This window comes from Desmonostoc vinosum (genome assembly GCF_059505385.1).
Genome location: NZ_JCACKM010000158.1, coordinates 1 through 15,482, shown reverse-complemented (window position 1 = coordinate 15,482; position 15,482 = coordinate 1). Strand labels below are relative to the sequence as shown.

Annotated in this window: 13 protein-coding genes and 1 tRNA gene; 8 read left to right on the top strand and 6 right to left on the bottom strand. The window is 42.1% G+C overall.

Translation table 11 applies throughout. The features are described from left to right. Positions 1–367 precede the first annotated feature (367 nt). On the top strand, positions 368–3,790 hold the full coding sequence (locus AC5JMF_RS21885; protein ID WP_495797819.1) for a DEAD/DEAH box helicase family protein: 3,423 nt from the start codon (positions 368–370) through the stop codon (positions 3,788–3,790). Between the two features lie 20 nt (positions 3,791–3,810). Here AC5JMF_RS21885 and fabG read toward each other — a convergent pair whose 3' ends face one another. Beyond that, on the bottom strand, positions 3,811–4,578 hold the full coding sequence (gene fabG / locus AC5JMF_RS21880) for a 3-oxoacyl-[acyl-carrier-protein] reductase (RefSeq protein WP_495797818.1): 768 nt from the start codon (positions 4,576–4,578) through the stop codon (positions 3,811–3,813). 182 nt (positions 4,579–4,760) lie between these two features. Between fabG and trxA the strand changes: the two genes are divergently transcribed. After that, a complete protein-coding gene (trxA, locus tag AC5JMF_RS21875) occupies positions 4,761–5,078 on the top strand; it encodes a thioredoxin (RefSeq protein ID WP_495797817.1) in 318 nt (105 codons plus the stop codon). A gap of 266 nt (positions 5,079–5,344) precedes the next feature. Beyond that, complete coding sequence (locus AC5JMF_RS21870; protein ID WP_495797816.1) at positions 5,345–5,494, top strand: hypothetical protein; 150 nt, start codon at positions 5,345–5,347, stop codon at positions 5,492–5,494. 246 nt (positions 5,495–5,740) lie between these two features. On the opposite strand, the gene AC5JMF_RS21865 is transcribed toward AC5JMF_RS21870, so the two are convergent. Beyond that, positions 5,741–7,108: an energy transducer TonB gene (locus AC5JMF_RS21865; RefSeq protein ID WP_495797815.1), complete on the bottom strand. Its 1,368-nt coding sequence runs from the start codon at positions 7,106–7,108 to the stop codon at positions 5,741–5,743. Positions 7,109–7,446: 338 nt separating this feature from the next. Here AC5JMF_RS21865 and AC5JMF_RS21860 point away from each other — a divergent pair, with 338 nt between their 5' ends. The 5 genes from AC5JMF_RS21860 to AC5JMF_RS21840 all read left to right on the top strand — a co-directional run bounded on the left by AC5JMF_RS21860 (position 7,447) and on the right by AC5JMF_RS21840 (position 12,508). Continuing rightward, the gene (locus AC5JMF_RS21860; RefSeq protein ID WP_495797814.1) at positions 7,447–8,100 is read left to right on the top strand and encodes a MotA/TolQ/ExbB proton channel family protein; all 654 of its coding nucleotides are present in this window, start codon (positions 7,447–7,449) and stop codon (positions 8,098–8,100) included. Beyond that, positions 8,084–8,488 (top strand): ExbD/TolR family protein, encoded by a 405-nt coding sequence (locus AC5JMF_RS21855; protein ID WP_495797813.1) that lies wholly within the window; start codon positions 8,084–8,086, stop codon positions 8,486–8,488. The genes AC5JMF_RS21860 and AC5JMF_RS21855 overlap by 17 nt, the downstream gene beginning before the upstream one ends. 329 nt (positions 8,489–8,817) lie before the next feature. Beyond that, positions 8,818–9,129: a hypothetical protein gene (locus AC5JMF_RS21850; protein WP_495797812.1), complete on the top strand. Its 312-nt coding sequence runs from the start codon at positions 8,818–8,820 to the stop codon at positions 9,127–9,129. Positions 9,130–9,173: 44 nt separating this feature from the next. Then, positions 9,174–11,372, top strand: coding sequence for a CHASE2 domain-containing protein (locus AC5JMF_RS21845; RefSeq protein WP_495797811.1), 2,199 nt, complete (start codon positions 9,174–9,176; stop codon positions 11,370–11,372). Between the two features lie 104 nt (positions 11,373–11,476). Continuing rightward, on the top strand, positions 11,477–12,508 hold the full coding sequence (locus AC5JMF_RS21840) for a VOC family protein (protein ID WP_495797810.1): 1,032 nt from the start codon (positions 11,477–11,479) through the stop codon (positions 12,506–12,508). 168 nt (positions 12,509–12,676) lie between these two features. Here AC5JMF_RS21840 and AC5JMF_RS21835 read toward each other — a convergent pair whose 3' ends face one another. From AC5JMF_RS21835 to AC5JMF_RS21820, 4 genes are all read right to left on the bottom strand, one after another. Next, positions 12,677–13,255: a PEP-CTERM sorting domain-containing protein gene (locus tag AC5JMF_RS21835; RefSeq protein ID WP_495797809.1), complete on the bottom strand. Its 579-nt coding sequence runs from the start codon at positions 13,253–13,255 to the stop codon at positions 12,677–12,679. 62 nt (positions 13,256–13,317) lie between these two features. After that, on the bottom strand, positions 13,318–14,583 hold the full coding sequence (locus AC5JMF_RS21830; protein ID WP_495797808.1) for a glutamate-5-semialdehyde dehydrogenase: 1,266 nt from the start codon (positions 14,581–14,583) through the stop codon (positions 13,318–13,320). A 4-nt stretch (positions 14,584–14,587) separates the two neighbouring features. Then, the gene (locus AC5JMF_RS21825; protein WP_495797807.1) at positions 14,588–14,995 is read right to left on the bottom strand and encodes a hypothetical protein; all 408 of its coding nucleotides are present in this window, start codon (positions 14,993–14,995) and stop codon (positions 14,588–14,590) included. A gap of 253 nt (positions 14,996–15,248) precedes the next feature. Further along, positions 15,249–15,320: transfer RNA gene (locus AC5JMF_RS21820), tRNA-Gly, on the bottom strand. Positions 15,321–15,482: the final 162 nt, after the last annotated feature.

The following is a 15,482-nucleotide window of genomic DNA, read 5'->3' as shown; positions in this document are numbered from 1 at the left end:
TGGTGCGCGGCGCGGTTACACCGCGCCATTGCTTGTGACACTTGCGTAAGTCCTGTGGTTTATTCGACACACTACCTTTGATTTTGCCACTCTTGAAATGTACGGAGTTTTTTCAAAAATCAAATAGGATTCCTATAGTGGAGATGTATATTCGATGATTTGTTTACGCATTGATTTCTCCATTCAATTTCACGCTTCAATTTGGTCAGGTAAACTCAGAGCATACCTGTCATTTTCAGTTTTTAGTTTCTGACTCTAGTAAAGATCATATTGCAAATCTAGATAAACATCCCGTGGGGTTATAGCTTGAAACCAACATATTTACTGAATATAATGTATTTTAATTAACAAAAGCTTGATTAATTGCATGAGCCAGTTTACATTTCTCCAAGCTGAATTTCCCGCAATTTATGAATCTGCCAATAAAGCTTTTAGTGCAGCACATCCCGACCCCCGCACCGCCTGCTTTTATGCCCGTCGCGCTTTGGAGTTAACCGTAAACTGGTTATATAAATACGATAATTCCCTAAAACTGCCCTATCAAGACAACCTGAGCGCCCTGATTCATGAACCCACTTTTAAAACCTTGGTAGGTGAGGCAGTATTTAACAAAACACGGGTCATCATCAAACTGGGTAATCAAGCAGTTCACAGCGCCAGAGCCATTCCAGTCAACGATGCCATCAACGCAGTACGGGAATTGTTTCATGTTGCTTACTGGTTAGCACACACCTACGGACGCAGCAGCAAACCAAAACCGGGGCTGACCTTCAACCCCGACGTATTGCCCAAAACCGCACCAGTGCCTAAACAAACCATCGAGCAACTCCAGAAACTAGAAACCCAACTGCGCGATGCCTTCGGCGGGCTATGCCAACGCGATGAAAAACTCTCAACACTTCTCGCCGACAAGAACGCACTGGATGAGGAACTGAAGCGATTACGAGCAGAGATAGCAGCAGTTAAGAAAGCCAGCACCAACCAACCAGATACACACGATTATTCCGAAGCACAAACCCGCGATATCTTCATAGACCTCTTACTGAAAGAAGCAGGCTGGACACTCGACCAACCCCGCGATCAAGAGTTTCCGGTTACAGGGATGCCCAACGCATCAGGCGAAGGCTTTGTAGACTACGTACTCTGGGGCGATGATGGTAAACCACTGGGGATTGTGGAAGCCAAGCGTACCCGACACGACCCCCGCATTGGGCAGCAACAGGCTAAACTATATGCCGATTGTTTAGAAAAACAATTTGGTCAGCGTCCCATCATCTTCTACACCAACGGTTACGAGCATTGGTTGTGGGATGACACCAATTACCCACCGCGACAGGTGCAAGGATTTTACAAAAAAACCGAGTTGGAATTGCTTGTACAGCGCCGGACTACCCGCAAGTCTTTAGCAGAAGCTACCATTAAACCGAGCATTGCCGAACGCTATTATCAAACTCGTGGTATCCGCCGTATTACAGAAGCTTTCGAGCGCGATCAAGACCGCAAAGCCTTGATAGTTATGGCTACAGGTGCAGGGAAAACCAGAACAGCGATCGCTTTAGTAGAGATGCTGATGCGTTGTAACTGGGTCAAACGCGCCCTGTTTCTAGCCGACCGTGTAGCCTTGGTCAATCAGGCAATCAATGTATTTAAGAAACACCTCCCCGATGCTGCACCAGTGAACTTGGTAACAGAGAAAGATACCGAAGGACGAGTGTTTGCTTGCACCTATCCCAGCATGATGGGGCTGATTGATGATACCCGCGACGGTCAGCGTCGTTTTGGCGTAGGGCATTTTGACCTGATAATCATTGATGAAGCCCATCGCTCAGTCTTCCAGAAATATCGCACCATTTTCAACTACTTTGATTCTCTCTTGCTAGGACTAACCGCCACGCCCAAGGATGAAATAGACCGCAACACCTACGGACTGTTCGACTTAGAAAACGGCGTACCTACCGATGCTTACAATCTGGAAGATGCCGTAAATGACGGCTTTCTCGTACCACCCAAAGCCGTATCAGTACCCCTGAAGTTTCAACGCCAGGGGATTAATTATGATGAACTTTCTGAAGAAGAAAGAGATGAGTGGGACGCGCTGGAATGGGATGAAGAAGGCAATGCACCTGAGCGCGTGGAAGCAGAAGCAGTCAACAAGTGGCTATTTAATCAAGATACTGTAGACAAGGTGCTAGCGCATCTAATGACTAGGGGGTTGAAAGTTGCTGGTGGCGATCGCCTGGGCAAAACCATTATCTTTGCTAAGAATCAAGACCATGCTAATTTCATTGCTGACCGCTTCAATCTCAATTACCCACATTTTAAAGGTGAGTTTGCCCGCGTTATTACCTTCAAAACAACATACGCGCAAACCCTGATTGATAACTTTTCCAACAAGGATAAAGAACCTCATATTGCTATCTCGGTAGATATGCTCGACACCGGGATTGACGTACCAGAAGTAGTTAATTTGGTAATGTTCAAACTTGTACGCTCCAAAACTAAGTTCTGGCAGATGGTAGGACGGGGAACTCGTCGCTGTTTCGATTTATTTGGTCTAGGGCAAGATAAGCAATTTTTCTACCTGTTCGACTATTGCCAAAACCTGGAGTTTTTCAAGCACAACCTAGAGACGACTGATGCCCCAATCGGTAAGTCCTTGGGTAAGCAGTTGTTTACCGCCCGCTTGGAGTTAATCACAGAGCTAGATAAAAAAGTTGTTACAAGCTGCCTGAGCGAAGTCGAAGGCAGCGTTGAAGAACCAAACACCGATGCCCAATTGCGCTACCAAGTGGCTAATCTACTCCACACAGAAGTTGCAGCCATGAATAGCGAAAACTTCGTAGTCCGTCCTCAGCGACGACTAGTAGAAAAATATACTAATTCTCAAGCATGGGTATCGCTATCTGATGAAGATTTTACCGCACTGAGCCAAGAAGTAGCAGGTTTGCCTTCGCAATTGGAACCAGAAGCAGAAGAGACAAAGCGGTTTGATATCTTGGTGTTGAAGTTACAATTAGCGATACTGCGCTCTGAGCCTGCCTTTGAGCGGTTGAGAGAACAAGTGAAGTCACTTGCCTCTTTGCTGGAGGAAAAATCATCAATCCCATTAGTGCAACAGCAGTTGTCTCTGATTCAGGATATACAGACCGATGAGTGGTGGCAAGATGTGACATTGCCAATGCTGGAGGTACTACGCAAACGGCTGCGCGCTCTTGTAAAGCTGATTGAGAAACAGAAACGCCAACCCATTTATACCGACTTTGAGGATGTGATGGGGGATGAGATAGTAGTGGAGTTACCTGGCTTTACATCATCAGATAACTTTGAGAAGTTTCGCGCTAAAGCACGGGCTTTTTTGCGATCGCATCAGGATCATGTAGTTATTTTCAAACTGCGGACAAACAAACAACTGACTTCATCCGACCTGTCCGAGCTAGAGACAATACTGGCACAGAGCGGTGTGGGTGTCCAGGAGGATATTGTCCGCGCTAAAGAAGAGTCAAAGGGTTTGGGTTTGTTCGTTCGCTCCTTAGTGGGGTTAGATCGTGAGGTAGCCAAACAGGAACTAGCTAGATTTCTATTAGACAAAAATCTTAACTCTAATCAGATTGAATTTGTGAATATGATTGTGGACTACCTCACCGAACACGGCGTAATGGATGCGGTACTCCTCTATGAATCCCCATTTACCGACATTACACCACAGGGGCCAGATGGATTATTTACCTCTCTCCAAGTGGACGAATTGGTTTCTCTGCTTGAAGAAGTTTATGCCAGGGCAGTGGCGTAAGTCGCTCAATCAGTTCCCTTTCACGCCATCACCATGCCTCCATCGACGTTAAAGACTTGCCCAGTGATGTAAGCAGCTGCGGCATCGGCAGCGAGAAAGCGTACCATGCCTGCAACTTCTTCTGGTTGACCAAAGCGACCTAAAGGGATGAATTTGATAATCTCTTCGGTGTTGTTGAGTTCGTGTGTCATATCAGTGGCAATAAAACCAGGGGCGACAACGTTAGCGGTGATGCCACGAGAAGCCAATTCTTTAGCGACAGTTTTGGTAAAACCAATAACGCCTGCTTTAGCTGCGCTATAGTTTGCTTGACCGGGATTACCCATTAATCCAGAAACAGAGGCAATATTGATAATTCGCCCAGAGCGCTGTTTGAGCATGATTTTACTGACAGCACGTGTACATAAGAAAACACCAGTAAGATTTAGGTCAATTACTGCTTGCCAATCTTCTGGTTTCATTCGCAAAAGTAGTGTATCGCGGGTAATACCTGCATTGTTGACTAAAATATCAATGCGATTGAACTTTTCTAAAACTTTGTTGACTAGTGTATCTACTTGGTCGGTTTGGGAAACGTCAGCTTGCAGAGCAATAGCCTGACTACCAACTTCTGTAATTTCCGCAACTACTTTGTCTGCTGCACTACTAGAGCTAGCATAATTGACAACTATACTAGCCCCTTGTTTAGCCAATTCAAGTGCGATCGCTCGTCCAATTCCTCTGGACGCACCTGTAATAATCGCGACTTTTCCCTGCAACTGCTGCAAATTTTCATTTAAAACTACCATGAAATATTCCTCAATGTTTTGAATCTCCGCGCTAATCATCTTATGGTGATTCGTACCTAGTACTACTTTGCGGAATTTAAAATTCCAAGATTCTGCAACAATAAAAACAAAATGAGGTTATACCGATTCCAGATAGCACGCATTACTATTGAAATCAAATCAAATAAAAGCGGTGTGTTATTATGTCAACCAAAAAACATTTTGACAGCTTTGAGGAAATGCTGTCTAGTTCTGATGTACCCGTGTTGGTAGATTTCTACGCTGACTGGTGTGGCCCTTGCCAAATGATGGTACCAATTTTAGAACAAGTTAACGCCCAACTTAAAGATCGTCTGCGGATAGTCAAAATTGATACTGAAAAGTACACAGAGTTAGCAACCCAGTATCAAATCTACGCTTTACCAACTCTGGTACTTTTTAAACAGGGTCAGCCAGTAGATAGAATTGAGGGCGTAATGCAAGCGCCACAGTTAGTGCAATATCTACAAACAAAGATTTAGGGGAGTGGGGAATTCGTAATTCGTAATTCGTAATTCGTAATTGGGAATTCGTAATTCTCCCCCTGCCTCCCTGGTTACTGAGTAAGCGTACCCGAAAGAAGAAGTTGAAGTGCTGCCTCCTGATCTTCCTCCCCTCTCGTCTTCTAGCTAAAACATTAAGCAAATCTTACATATATTCACTTATATATCTTAAGTAAGTAGTTTAGAAATTGAAGCTGTTGATATTGTGTATTTATATAGAATTATATTGACAAGGGATACAAATTATGAATCAATATCATCACACACCTTACAAGACCAGTATTTGGGCAAATATTGATTTTGATAAGGTTAAAAATCGGATAGATGAAGTAACTCAGTTGATTGAGCAAGTGATGCAAAAATACGGTATTTCCATTGACACTCCGTTAACATAAGTATGGGAGTCACCCCCCATACTCGGCTTCAGAACCGGACATGAAAGTTTGCCTTTCATCCGGCTCCTCTCCAAATTGACCCTTTTCACGGGTACTAAGCTGAGTTGAAAGGTTGCCTATGCCACCGTGTAAGTAAGTCGTGGCATTGAAAAGGCTGTAGCAGCAACGCTCACCATTGAACCTGCAATAGTTAACAAGGGGCGTCGTTACGAATTACGAATTACGAATTACGAATTACCCACTCCCTTAAGGTGTTGCTGGCTGCGATTGGGGTTGTTGACGCAAACCGCGTAAGGTTTGGCGTAATTTGTTTTGGCTTGGACTCTCACTACGCCGCCGTCTTCTAGTTCTAGTTGGTTGCGGTTGTGATGAACTGGTGGATGCTCGTTGACTTCTGATGCGGCGTAAGGATTCTCTGGCAGTTCCCTGACTCCGAGTTGTTCTTGTTTGAGATGATGGCGTAGATGATACAGACTCTCGCTGTCGGCGGATTCTTGGTTGGCTGGTGCTTTCAGAAGGAATATTAGAGCTAGTTGATGTTAGCAATCGTCTACGTCTGGAGGTTCCCTCTGTAGAGTTGGTGTTGGATGCTGTTGTTTGTTGGTTTCTTTGTTCAGCTTCTCTTTGTTCCCTTTGTCTTCTGCGTTCCTGGTTTTGCCGATCGCGTCGTGACCCTCTAATGGCATATTCAGTGGCGATCGCTACTCCTTGTCTACCACTCTCGGATGGTTTTAATTTCCATTCACGCGCTTGTCTGATGGTTTCTTCATCCAAGTCCCGATTGCCGCTGGAGTTCACAACTCGCACATTCGTAACGTTGCCTTGAGAATCTGTATCAACGGCTACTTCTACTCTGCCTTCAATTCCTCGCTTTCTGGCTGACTCTGGATACTTGGGTATACATCCATCTTCGCGACAAGCTGCACGACCACTACCACTACTTGGATTGTTGATTCTTGGTGGTGTGGGGGCTGTTGCTATTGGGGGACGAATTTCTGTTTGGGTGGTTGGACTTGTATTTGTACCTGTACCTGTGCCTGTATTTGTACCTGTACCTGTGCCTGTATTTGTACCTGTACCTGTGCCTCGACCTACTGTAATACCAGAGCCAGAATTATCAGTACCACTTGTGATTACTGGACTCTCGCCTCCCTCGTTGCCTTGATTGGCTCTAGAGTCTCTGATGCTGCTTAAAATGTTTCTGAGATTGGTAGAAGGAGCAGTTGTGACCGGGGTTTGTGGCTTGGTAGCAACTTCTTTATTTGTTGGTTGTGGCTTTTCTATATTTTTTTCTGGTTGGGGGATTGGTTTTGGTCTTTCAGTCAAATCTTGGATTGGTGGAGTTACTTCTGGCTGTTTTTCAATAACTTCTGGCTTTTTGGGTTCTTCGGGAATTTCTTCAAGTGGTTTTACTGGTTCTTCTGTCGGAGTATCAACGATCGCTAATTCTATGGGTTCGTTTTCTTCAGGCACTCTTGTTAAATAATTACCAATGCCTGAAGACAGTAAGCCGATATGCAGCGCTAGCGAGCCAATCAAACTGTAGCTCAGAAAATATTTGAGAGCTGCAATCTCTTTGGAACGCTGTTCGACAGTAATGCCAGAAAAGCTCATAGCCTGTTGCTACCTATTCTCACTAATTTAGTCATCTTAAAATGCATGGTCACAAATAGCAAGTAAAAAATTAAAATTATTTCGCTGGCTATCACTGAGTCGTCATCAGTAAAAACACTTTAAAAAACTTTGGTTATCATGATTTACATACAATATTAATTTTTATTTTAATAATATTAAATTATGTAAAGTCACTAAACAAGTTAAGTAAATAAATATCATGATGCTCTTATTTGGAAAGAGAATCATTGTATTTTAAAATTTATTGAGAAAAACTATCAGCTTTTCTTTAAATTCTGGTAGTCTGAACTATGTGTTGTTGACAACGTTGAGAAAACATGGGAATTCTGAAACTATTTGAAGCAGGTGGTATAGTCATGTTGCCCCTGCTAGGGTTTTCGCTGTTGGGCGTGGCACTGATTATCGAGCGAATTCGGTTTTGGGTAAGAATTAACAAGCGTCAAAACCGCGTGGTACGAGATGTGTTGAATCTGTATCGACTCGATAATATTGTTGGTGCAATGGATAAACTCAGGCAAAATGCAGATTTACCACTCGCACGCATTTTTCTAGCAGCTTTAGAATTGGAGGAGCCAACACCAGATGAATTTCGTTTAGCACTAGAAAGCGAGTCACAGGCTGAAATTCCTGTACTCAAACGCTTTCAAAACATTTTCGAGACGTTTGTTAGTCTAGCACCACTGTTGGGTCTTCTGGGTACAGTGTTAGGTTTGATCACATCCTTTGCTTCACTTAATCTTGGTGATGTAGGAGGTAGTAAGACAGCTGGTGTCACCTCTGGGATTAGTGAAGCTTTGGTCTCAACAGCATCGGGATTGATAGTTGCGATATTTATACTCCTATTTGCCAATACTTTTCGAGGACTTTATCAGCGCCAAATAGCACTGATTCAGGAGTATGGGGGACAGTTAGAATTACTCTACCGCCATCGTTACGAACGAGGAGAGAAGACTTATGCGTCTACAAGATGAACCCGATATTCCAGCACAGATTAATATTGTGCCAATGATTGATGTGATATTTGCAATTTTGACCTTTTTTATCATGTCAACATTATTTTTAACTCGTTCAGAAGGTTTGCCAGTAAATTTACCGAAGGCAGCCACGGCTAAACAACAACAAGTCCCCACTAAAATTACTGTCACGGTGAATGACCAAGGAGATGTTAGCGTCAACCGCGAACCGATTGCGGTTGATAGTTTGGCATCAAAAATCAGATCTTTAGTCAATGCTAACCCGCAATCATTGGTAATTATTAATGCTGATGAAACTGTTGTTCATGGTAAAGTTGTGGCAGTAATGGATCAGGTACGCCAGGTTGAGGGTGCAAAATTAGCGATCGCCACTCAAAGAAAATAGTCGTAATTTATACATTTTGACCTCAACCATTTGACTGAAGAGGCAGGGAGCAGGGGGGAAGAACCTCCCTTTTCCTCTGCTAAAAGCATATAAATCCCTATTAGGGATTGGAACTGAATATATACGTTTACTTTAATGATTGCGACAAATTTTAAGTAAAAACCGCTATATTTTGAGCATTATTAGTGCTATTTTATACTATAGTTACGAAATATTTGTCCGTAATTACTTCCCTTCAGTATACTTCACCTACTGCCTTTTAAAATTGTATATATGATGCAGGCTGTTTATTCTAGTAGTTAGGTTGTTTCAACGCAGGGGATAAAAAGATGAGAGTTTGGCTTGCCTGCTTTTTGGTACTCTTTGCCTTAGCAGAACTGTTTGATTGGATACAAAAATTTAATTTGCCATTACCCATCTATATTTTGGGGGGGGCATTTTTAGCTGTTGCGTCCAACTATGATAAGATTGTTGGCTCATACTTTAGTGATACAGCTATTGAAGCATCTGAAGCATCACTTGAGCAACCTCAATTAGGTTCATCAACCGCATCTCTTGACTCTATTCCCTTCGTAATAGCCTCCAATCAAGAGTCAATTACTGAGAGTCCAAAAACTCTTGGTGGTGACTCTAACCCTTAATTTCTCGTCTGCATCTACTAATTTCGTGCTATTGCTGCAATGCTGTGATCAGTGGTTTATTAGAATATCTCCGTACTGCGTTTACCAAAGATCAGGTTTCCCGTGAAACTTCCGCTACTAATAACTGGCTACCAATTATTCTTTTGACTAGTGTGGGAGTCACTGCCTTTGTCTGGGGAGTTCGAGAACTTAAATGGTTGCAGCCTTGGGAGTTAAGAGTTTATGATGAGATGTTGCGATCGCGTCCTCTAGAAGCATCAGACAAGCGCATTTTACTGGTAAAAATTACTCAAGAGGATCTAGAACGAGAACAATGGCATCTCTCAGACGGCACAATCAATAGATTGTTAGAGAAATTAGCAGCTGGAAAACCGCGTGTTATCGGTTTATATCTGTTTCGACCAGAACAAAAAAGTTTAGCTGTTAATCTGCAAAATTCAGACAATATTATCAGTACCTGCTTGTTCAGTAGTGTCGGTAGAAATGAAATTCCCCCATTACCTAATTTTCCTATAGAAAATATAGGTTTTAGTGACGTTATCCCTGATAATGAAAACGATCAAGTTCTCCGTCGGGGTTTATTATTTGCCTATTCTACAGAAAAAAAATGCACAACTACATTTTCGTTTAGTGCCCTGATTGCGATTAATTATTTAGCTAAACAAGGGATTGAATATCAATTCAACAACGATGGGAACTTTCAATTAGGTAAAACTATTTTTCCTCGCTTAGAGGCTAATTCGGGTAGCTATCAAAATTTAGATGCAGATGGCTATCAAATACTATTAAATTATCATCACCCCAATCACTTCACTAACCAAGTAACACTCACACAAGTCCTCAGTAATCGGGTAAACCCTAGTTTAATTAAAGACCGTCTGGTAATTATCGGTACTACTGCGGCTAATCTACCTCCAGGTGGTTTTTATACACCATATAGTACTTTATCGCAGCAACCAATAAGAATGCCTGCAATGTTTATTCAGGCACAAGTAGCAAGTCAAATTATTAGTACAGTTTTGGATCAGCGTCCTTTGATTTGGTACTGGCCTGATTGGGCAGAATTGATTTGGGTGTGGAGTTGGTCATTGTTAGGTAGTGCGATCGCTTGGCGTTTACGGTATCCTTTGTTATTGGTATTGGCAGCAAGTATCACCTTAATTAGTTTGATGGGAATCTGTGTATGTTTGTTTTTTCTAGCTGGATGGATACCTTTAATTCCGCCTGCGATCGCGATGATATTTAGTAGCTTAAGTATTATGGGGTACAATACTTACCAGGCTCAGCAGCGAACTGAGTTGATTATTCTGCAAGTGGAAAAACAACAAGAGGCGATCGCGCAATTAAATATATTATTAGAAGATAAGACAGTATTTACAGATACATATAATTTTACATCTATAAGTGATACAAAAACCAAAACACCTGGTAATTTTCTTTTGAGTGGACGTTACCAAATCTCTAAAGTATTAGGTGTAGGTGGATTTGGTCGGACTTATTTAGCACAAGATACTCAACTACCTGGTCGTCCAACTTGTGTAGTAAAAAAGTTAATGCCAGCTCGACAAGATACTAAATTTTTGCAAGTTGCGCGTAGATTATTTAATACCGAAGCAGAAATTTTACAAACTTTAGGTAAACATCATCAAATTCCAGAATTACTTGCTTATTTTGAAGATGAACAAGAATTTTATTTAGTTGAAGAATATATTCAGGGACATACTCTCAATGAGGAATTACCGCCTGTGCGGGATATACAGCATGAATTATTTGTTATTGAGATGCTCAAAGAAGTTTTAGAAGTTTTAGGGTTTCTTCACCAGCATCGGGTAATTCATCGAGATATTAAACCGAGTAATATTATTAGATGTACTCAAGATAATCGGTTAGTGTTGATTGACTTTGGTGCAGTTAAATTGATGCAACCACCTAGCGAGAAAACAGAATTAGCAACAGTTGCTATTGGCACGCGGGGTTACATGCCTCCAGAACAAATTGTTGGACATCCCCGTTTGTGTAGTGATATTTACGCTTTAGGAATGATTGGGATTCAAGCCATAACTGGCATACCGCCACAGGAATTACATCCAGATCCCGAAACAGGAAATGTTGTGTGGCGTGAAATGGCACAAGTTAGCGAAGAATTGGCGATAATTTTAGATAAAATGGTGCGATATAATTTTAGCGATCGCTATCAATCAACCGTTGCAGTTATGCAAGATTTAAAAAATATTAATCATTGAATTTAATTGGTATATATTGTAAAACAGATACCGTTTAGTTATGCGTTACTCAGTCGCCAATTAATCAAACGAGAGTATATCTTAGTTAAGAATTACGAATTAGTATGACTCAAGGGCAAACTGCAATTGAAGGTATTTATGAGGTGTGCATTGGTGTTCCTGAACCAATTGTTGCCATTCAATATTGGGAGCAATTTGGCTATCATATTGGACAAGTGGGAGAATTAGACGCAGCTACAGCCCATCAATTATATGGGGTGAATTCGTCTTTGCACTCGATTCGTCTTTACCACCAAAATGCAGATCATGGGTTAATTCGTTTGATGGTTTGGCAAAAACCTACGCATCAAGGGTTAGGAATAGAGTCAATGAAAGTTAAGGGAAATCGCTGGGCGACTACCTTAACTGCTGATGCATTGACTATCTTAAATCATGCAGAGGATGCAAAAACGGCAGGTTGGCCCATCAGATATACTAACCCTTATTGGGAAGTAATTTACAACAAAGAGAGAAAAAGCCGCCCTTTTGTGGAACAGGCGGTTGGGGTGCGAGAAATGTTACTACTCCAACCTTTTGCTAGACAGGTTCTATTTCAACGGTTTGGGTATACATTGCCACATTATGGGCAAATTAACCACAATGCCGCTTTGAAAACTAGTCAATTTACTCACATAGGAATCATCGTTCAGGATGACAGCAAAGAAACTCTGCGGTTCTATGAAGAAGTTTTAAATTTGCTGCGTGTGCGTGATGACGTTGAAACGAGTTATGAGTCTTCGTTAGCAGGTAGAGAGATTTTCGATCTTAAACCTGGTGAAAAGTTTATTGTCACTACCTTTGATGATCCTCGTTCTTCCAAGTCTGATTTAATGGCTGCACGTAGCGGTAGACTTTATGTGATTCGATTTCCCGAAGAGATTAATTTAGAGTCACGCTTTGAAGCAGCTAGGCCGGGTAGTTTGGGAATGTGTTTGTACACTTATCGTGTAAAGGGATTATATGAGTATTGCGATCGCATTAAAACAAGTAGTGTCCAAAAGTTTACAGATATCACCAGCAATGAGTTTGGCGAGATGAGTTTCTCTTTTGTAGCACCAGATGGTTACTTTTGGACTTTGCTAGAAGTCAATTCTTAACAGGGAACAGATATTTGTTTGATCAAATTTCATATCAAGTTCGGATAATCACTTATTATTAAAATTTCTCCCTTCGGGTGACGCTCGTTCCTCGCTAACGCAGTCGCCTGCACAGGGAAACAGCCCTAATGATAAGTCTTCAGACGAACATGATATCACTCGTTAATTTCAGCAACGCCTAACTTTTTTCTTCATCGCAATTAGTAAACCAGCTGCTGTCATACTACCGAGAATGCTTGCAGGTTCGGGAACTGGAGGTGTGTTACCTGATAGAGTTAAGATGGCAAAATTTCCAGAGTCAGAACCTGTGAATGTCAGTGGAGTTGCAATACCCAGCTCGGCACGATAATCTGGTATCCATCCACTTGAGTCATCATAAGATGAAGTATATGCTTCTATAGATACTTCCGTGGCATCACCACCAAGTAAACCAGCAGATAAGATATAGTAATTTTGTCCTCCAGCGAGAGTTGCTGTAGTGACGCTATTCAATGTATTGTTGATTGCTTGCAACGCTTCAAAAGATCCGCCTCCAGGGAATGTAGAACTCTTAGGATCAAACAATTTAAGAGCTGCATCATTAATAAAACTTACATCATACAGTTTGTCCCCAACCTGTAAGTCTTCGATACCTGTGGCATTATTGCCCTCAAGGTTAACTTTAGCAGCTTCTGCTTTCAGTGATATGACCAGCGAGGCGATCGCAGAAACTGAAATAGCTACACCTAGTTGAATTGCTCTTTTCATCTATTTTTCCGGCTCCTCTAAAAACTTTACAGGATTGACGTGATTTTGAGATTATAAAGCGCTTAAAACCTGCCATTTCCCTGAACAATGTGCTTAACAGTGGTCAAGGTTTCCAAGCTAATAAATCCTCGACGATGACCTTTTTGGTTGGACATGCCTAAAAATACTGAATCTCCCCGTGAAGGATTGCGGGAAAAACGCGGGGAGGTATTAATGTATGTGGAGGCACTGTTAACTCCCAAGGCAAACTGGCGGCTTTCTTGATAGGATTCAGTGATAATACAGTCAGCATGACCGCTACTGTACTGATTAATCCAAGCGATCGCACCCTCTAAGCTATCTACTAGTTTAAAAGCTACTGTCTTAGTTAAATAAGAACTTTCCCATTCTCCTTCTTTCGCCAACTGCAACTGGGGAAAGGCTTGTACTAATTCGGCATCTGCTTTAATTTCAAAGCCTTTTTCCTTCAAGCTGTTCCACAAAACTGCCAAGGAGGAAGGTAAGGCTTGACGATGAATTAATACCTTTTCAATCGCATTAACTGGGTCTGGTTCGCTTTGATGGCTATCCATAATTATCCAGCGCACCATTTCTAAGCTGCTATTCAACGACCAGTAGAGATAACAGTTACCCATTGCTGACTTTAAAACAGGGCAAGTTGACTGGCGCATCACCTGCTGTACTAAGCTGGAACGTCCATAGGGAATAACTAAATTTAGATACTGGTCTTGGGTGATTAAATCCCGAATCGAAGCACCATGTTCAGCTGTAATCAGTTCTACACAACCTGATGGTAAACCAACTTCGGCGATCGCAGTTTGCAGAGCATCCGCAATCGCCGCGTTAGAATGGCTAGCTTCTGTACCACCTTTAAGAATTATACTATTGCCAGTTTTCAAACAAAAACCCGCTGCGATCGCACCTAAATCAGGAAACGCCTCATAAATAAATCCAATTACTCCCAAAGGCATTAACTGAGAGTAACTTTGTGAATCTTCTAATTGATAGTCGGCGTTTCTGACTCTTCGCAGCGGGTCTGAGAGTTCCCCCAAGCGTTGTAGAATGTCCACCGCAGTCTCTAGGCGCTTAGGAGTTAACTTCAGCCAATCTAAGATTAAATCTGGCACAGCCATTTCCCGACTGGCTTCTAAGTCTAAAGTATTGGCTTCTAGGATATCATCAAATGCCCGTTCTAGCGCTTGTGCCATTGCCAACACAGCGCGACTCCGGTCTACTCCCTTGGTAGTTCCCAATTTCAAGGAAGCTTGATACGCGCGTTTAGCGCTTTTCATGGGTTCGGGGCTATCTTCCACAGCTGCAACAGTCATTGAGTTAACGTCTGTAGGTCAGCCAGACCATTAGTGCTGGCAGGATAGCCAATAGCACTGCTACCATTGCCCAAGCAATAATACTAGAGCCATTTGCTAATCGCAGTGCTAATGGCAGCCATATAATCACTAGCACGAAAATAATGCCTAGTGCTATGGGTAGATAGCTTTCTCCCAATTTGGGATGGACAACATGCCAATTATTGCCCATCCAGCGCCAAGCCCGCTTGTAGGGATAGGTTGTGGAGAGTTGTTCTAGCACATAACCATTATCCTCTAGTACAAATATTTGCTGACAGCGATCGCAACCAAATGCTTCTGTCAACGTAATCGGAACTAGTCGCCCCCGACGACGACAGGGGCAGGGGTATTCCGTATTGAAATCTATTTTTTCAGGTTTTTGAGATTGCACAAGCGTTCTAATAACTTGAGCGCGTTTTTACAAATTTTGAGAATTTATCCTTTGACAGATGTTTTTAGGACTAATTTCTCTGTTATCAAGCAACAATTGCGGAGTCATAAATCAGAATTTATGTTATCTACATTTTGGCTGATTTCACCACCAAAAGACGTGTTGCACCTTACAATACTGCTAAACACCTTGGTTTAAGTGTAGTACATCAACTAAAAAACTAGCTAAATTAAGAGATTTTGCTGTCTTCAAAAGCGGGTAACGCGATTCGAACGCGCGACATTCACCTTGGCAAGGTGACGCTCTACCACTGAGCTATACCCGCAATTTTCATGTACATACTATCATCTCAAATCTGCTATTGTTTGTCAACTACTAATTTTATTAACTAGGGAGTGGGGAGTGGGGAGTGGGGAGTAGGGAGTAGAGATGGGCTTTCAAGGGTAGGTTTTTCATATTCAGTCTGAAAAAACCTATTTTTTCGTTC

Excerpts from the sequence above, each read along its gene's own strand:
- AC5JMF_RS21840 (WP_495797810.1), top strand. The coding sequence starts at position 11,477 with ATGACTCAAGGGCAAACTGCAATTGAAGGTATTTATGAGGTGTGCATT.
- AC5JMF_RS21885 (WP_495797819.1), top strand. The coding sequence starts at position 368 with ATGAGCCAGTTTACATTTCTCCAAGCTGAATTTCCCGCAATTTATGAA.
- AC5JMF_RS21865 (WP_495797815.1), bottom strand. The coding sequence starts at position 7,108 with ATGAGCTTTTCTGGCATTACTGTCGAACAGCGTTCCAAAGAGATTGCA.
- AC5JMF_RS21835 (WP_495797809.1), bottom strand. The coding sequence starts at position 13,255 with ATGAAAAGAGCAATTCAACTAGGTGTAGCTATTTCAGTTTCTGCGATC.
- AC5JMF_RS21850 (WP_495797812.1), top strand. The coding sequence starts at position 8,818 with ATGAGAGTTTGGCTTGCCTGCTTTTTGGTACTCTTTGCCTTAGCAGAA.
- AC5JMF_RS21830 (WP_495797808.1), bottom strand. The coding sequence starts at position 14,583 with ATGACTGTTGCAGCTGTGGAAGATAGCCCCGAACCCATGAAAAGCGCT.
- trxA (WP_495797817.1), top strand. The coding sequence starts at position 4,761 with ATGTCAACCAAAAAACATTTTGACAGCTTTGAGGAAATGCTGTCTAGT.
- AC5JMF_RS21860 (WP_495797814.1), top strand. The coding sequence starts at position 7,447 with ATGGGAATTCTGAAACTATTTGAAGCAGGTGGTATAGTCATGTTGCCC.
- AC5JMF_RS21870 (WP_495797816.1), top strand. The coding sequence starts at position 5,345 with ATGAATCAATATCATCACACACCTTACAAGACCAGTATTTGGGCAAAT.
- AC5JMF_RS21855 (WP_495797813.1), top strand. The coding sequence starts at position 8,084 with ATGCGTCTACAAGATGAACCCGATATTCCAGCACAGATTAATATTGTG.
- fabG (WP_495797818.1), bottom strand. The coding sequence starts at position 4,578 with ATGGTAGTTTTAAATGAAAATTTGCAGCAGTTGCAGGGAAAAGTCGCG.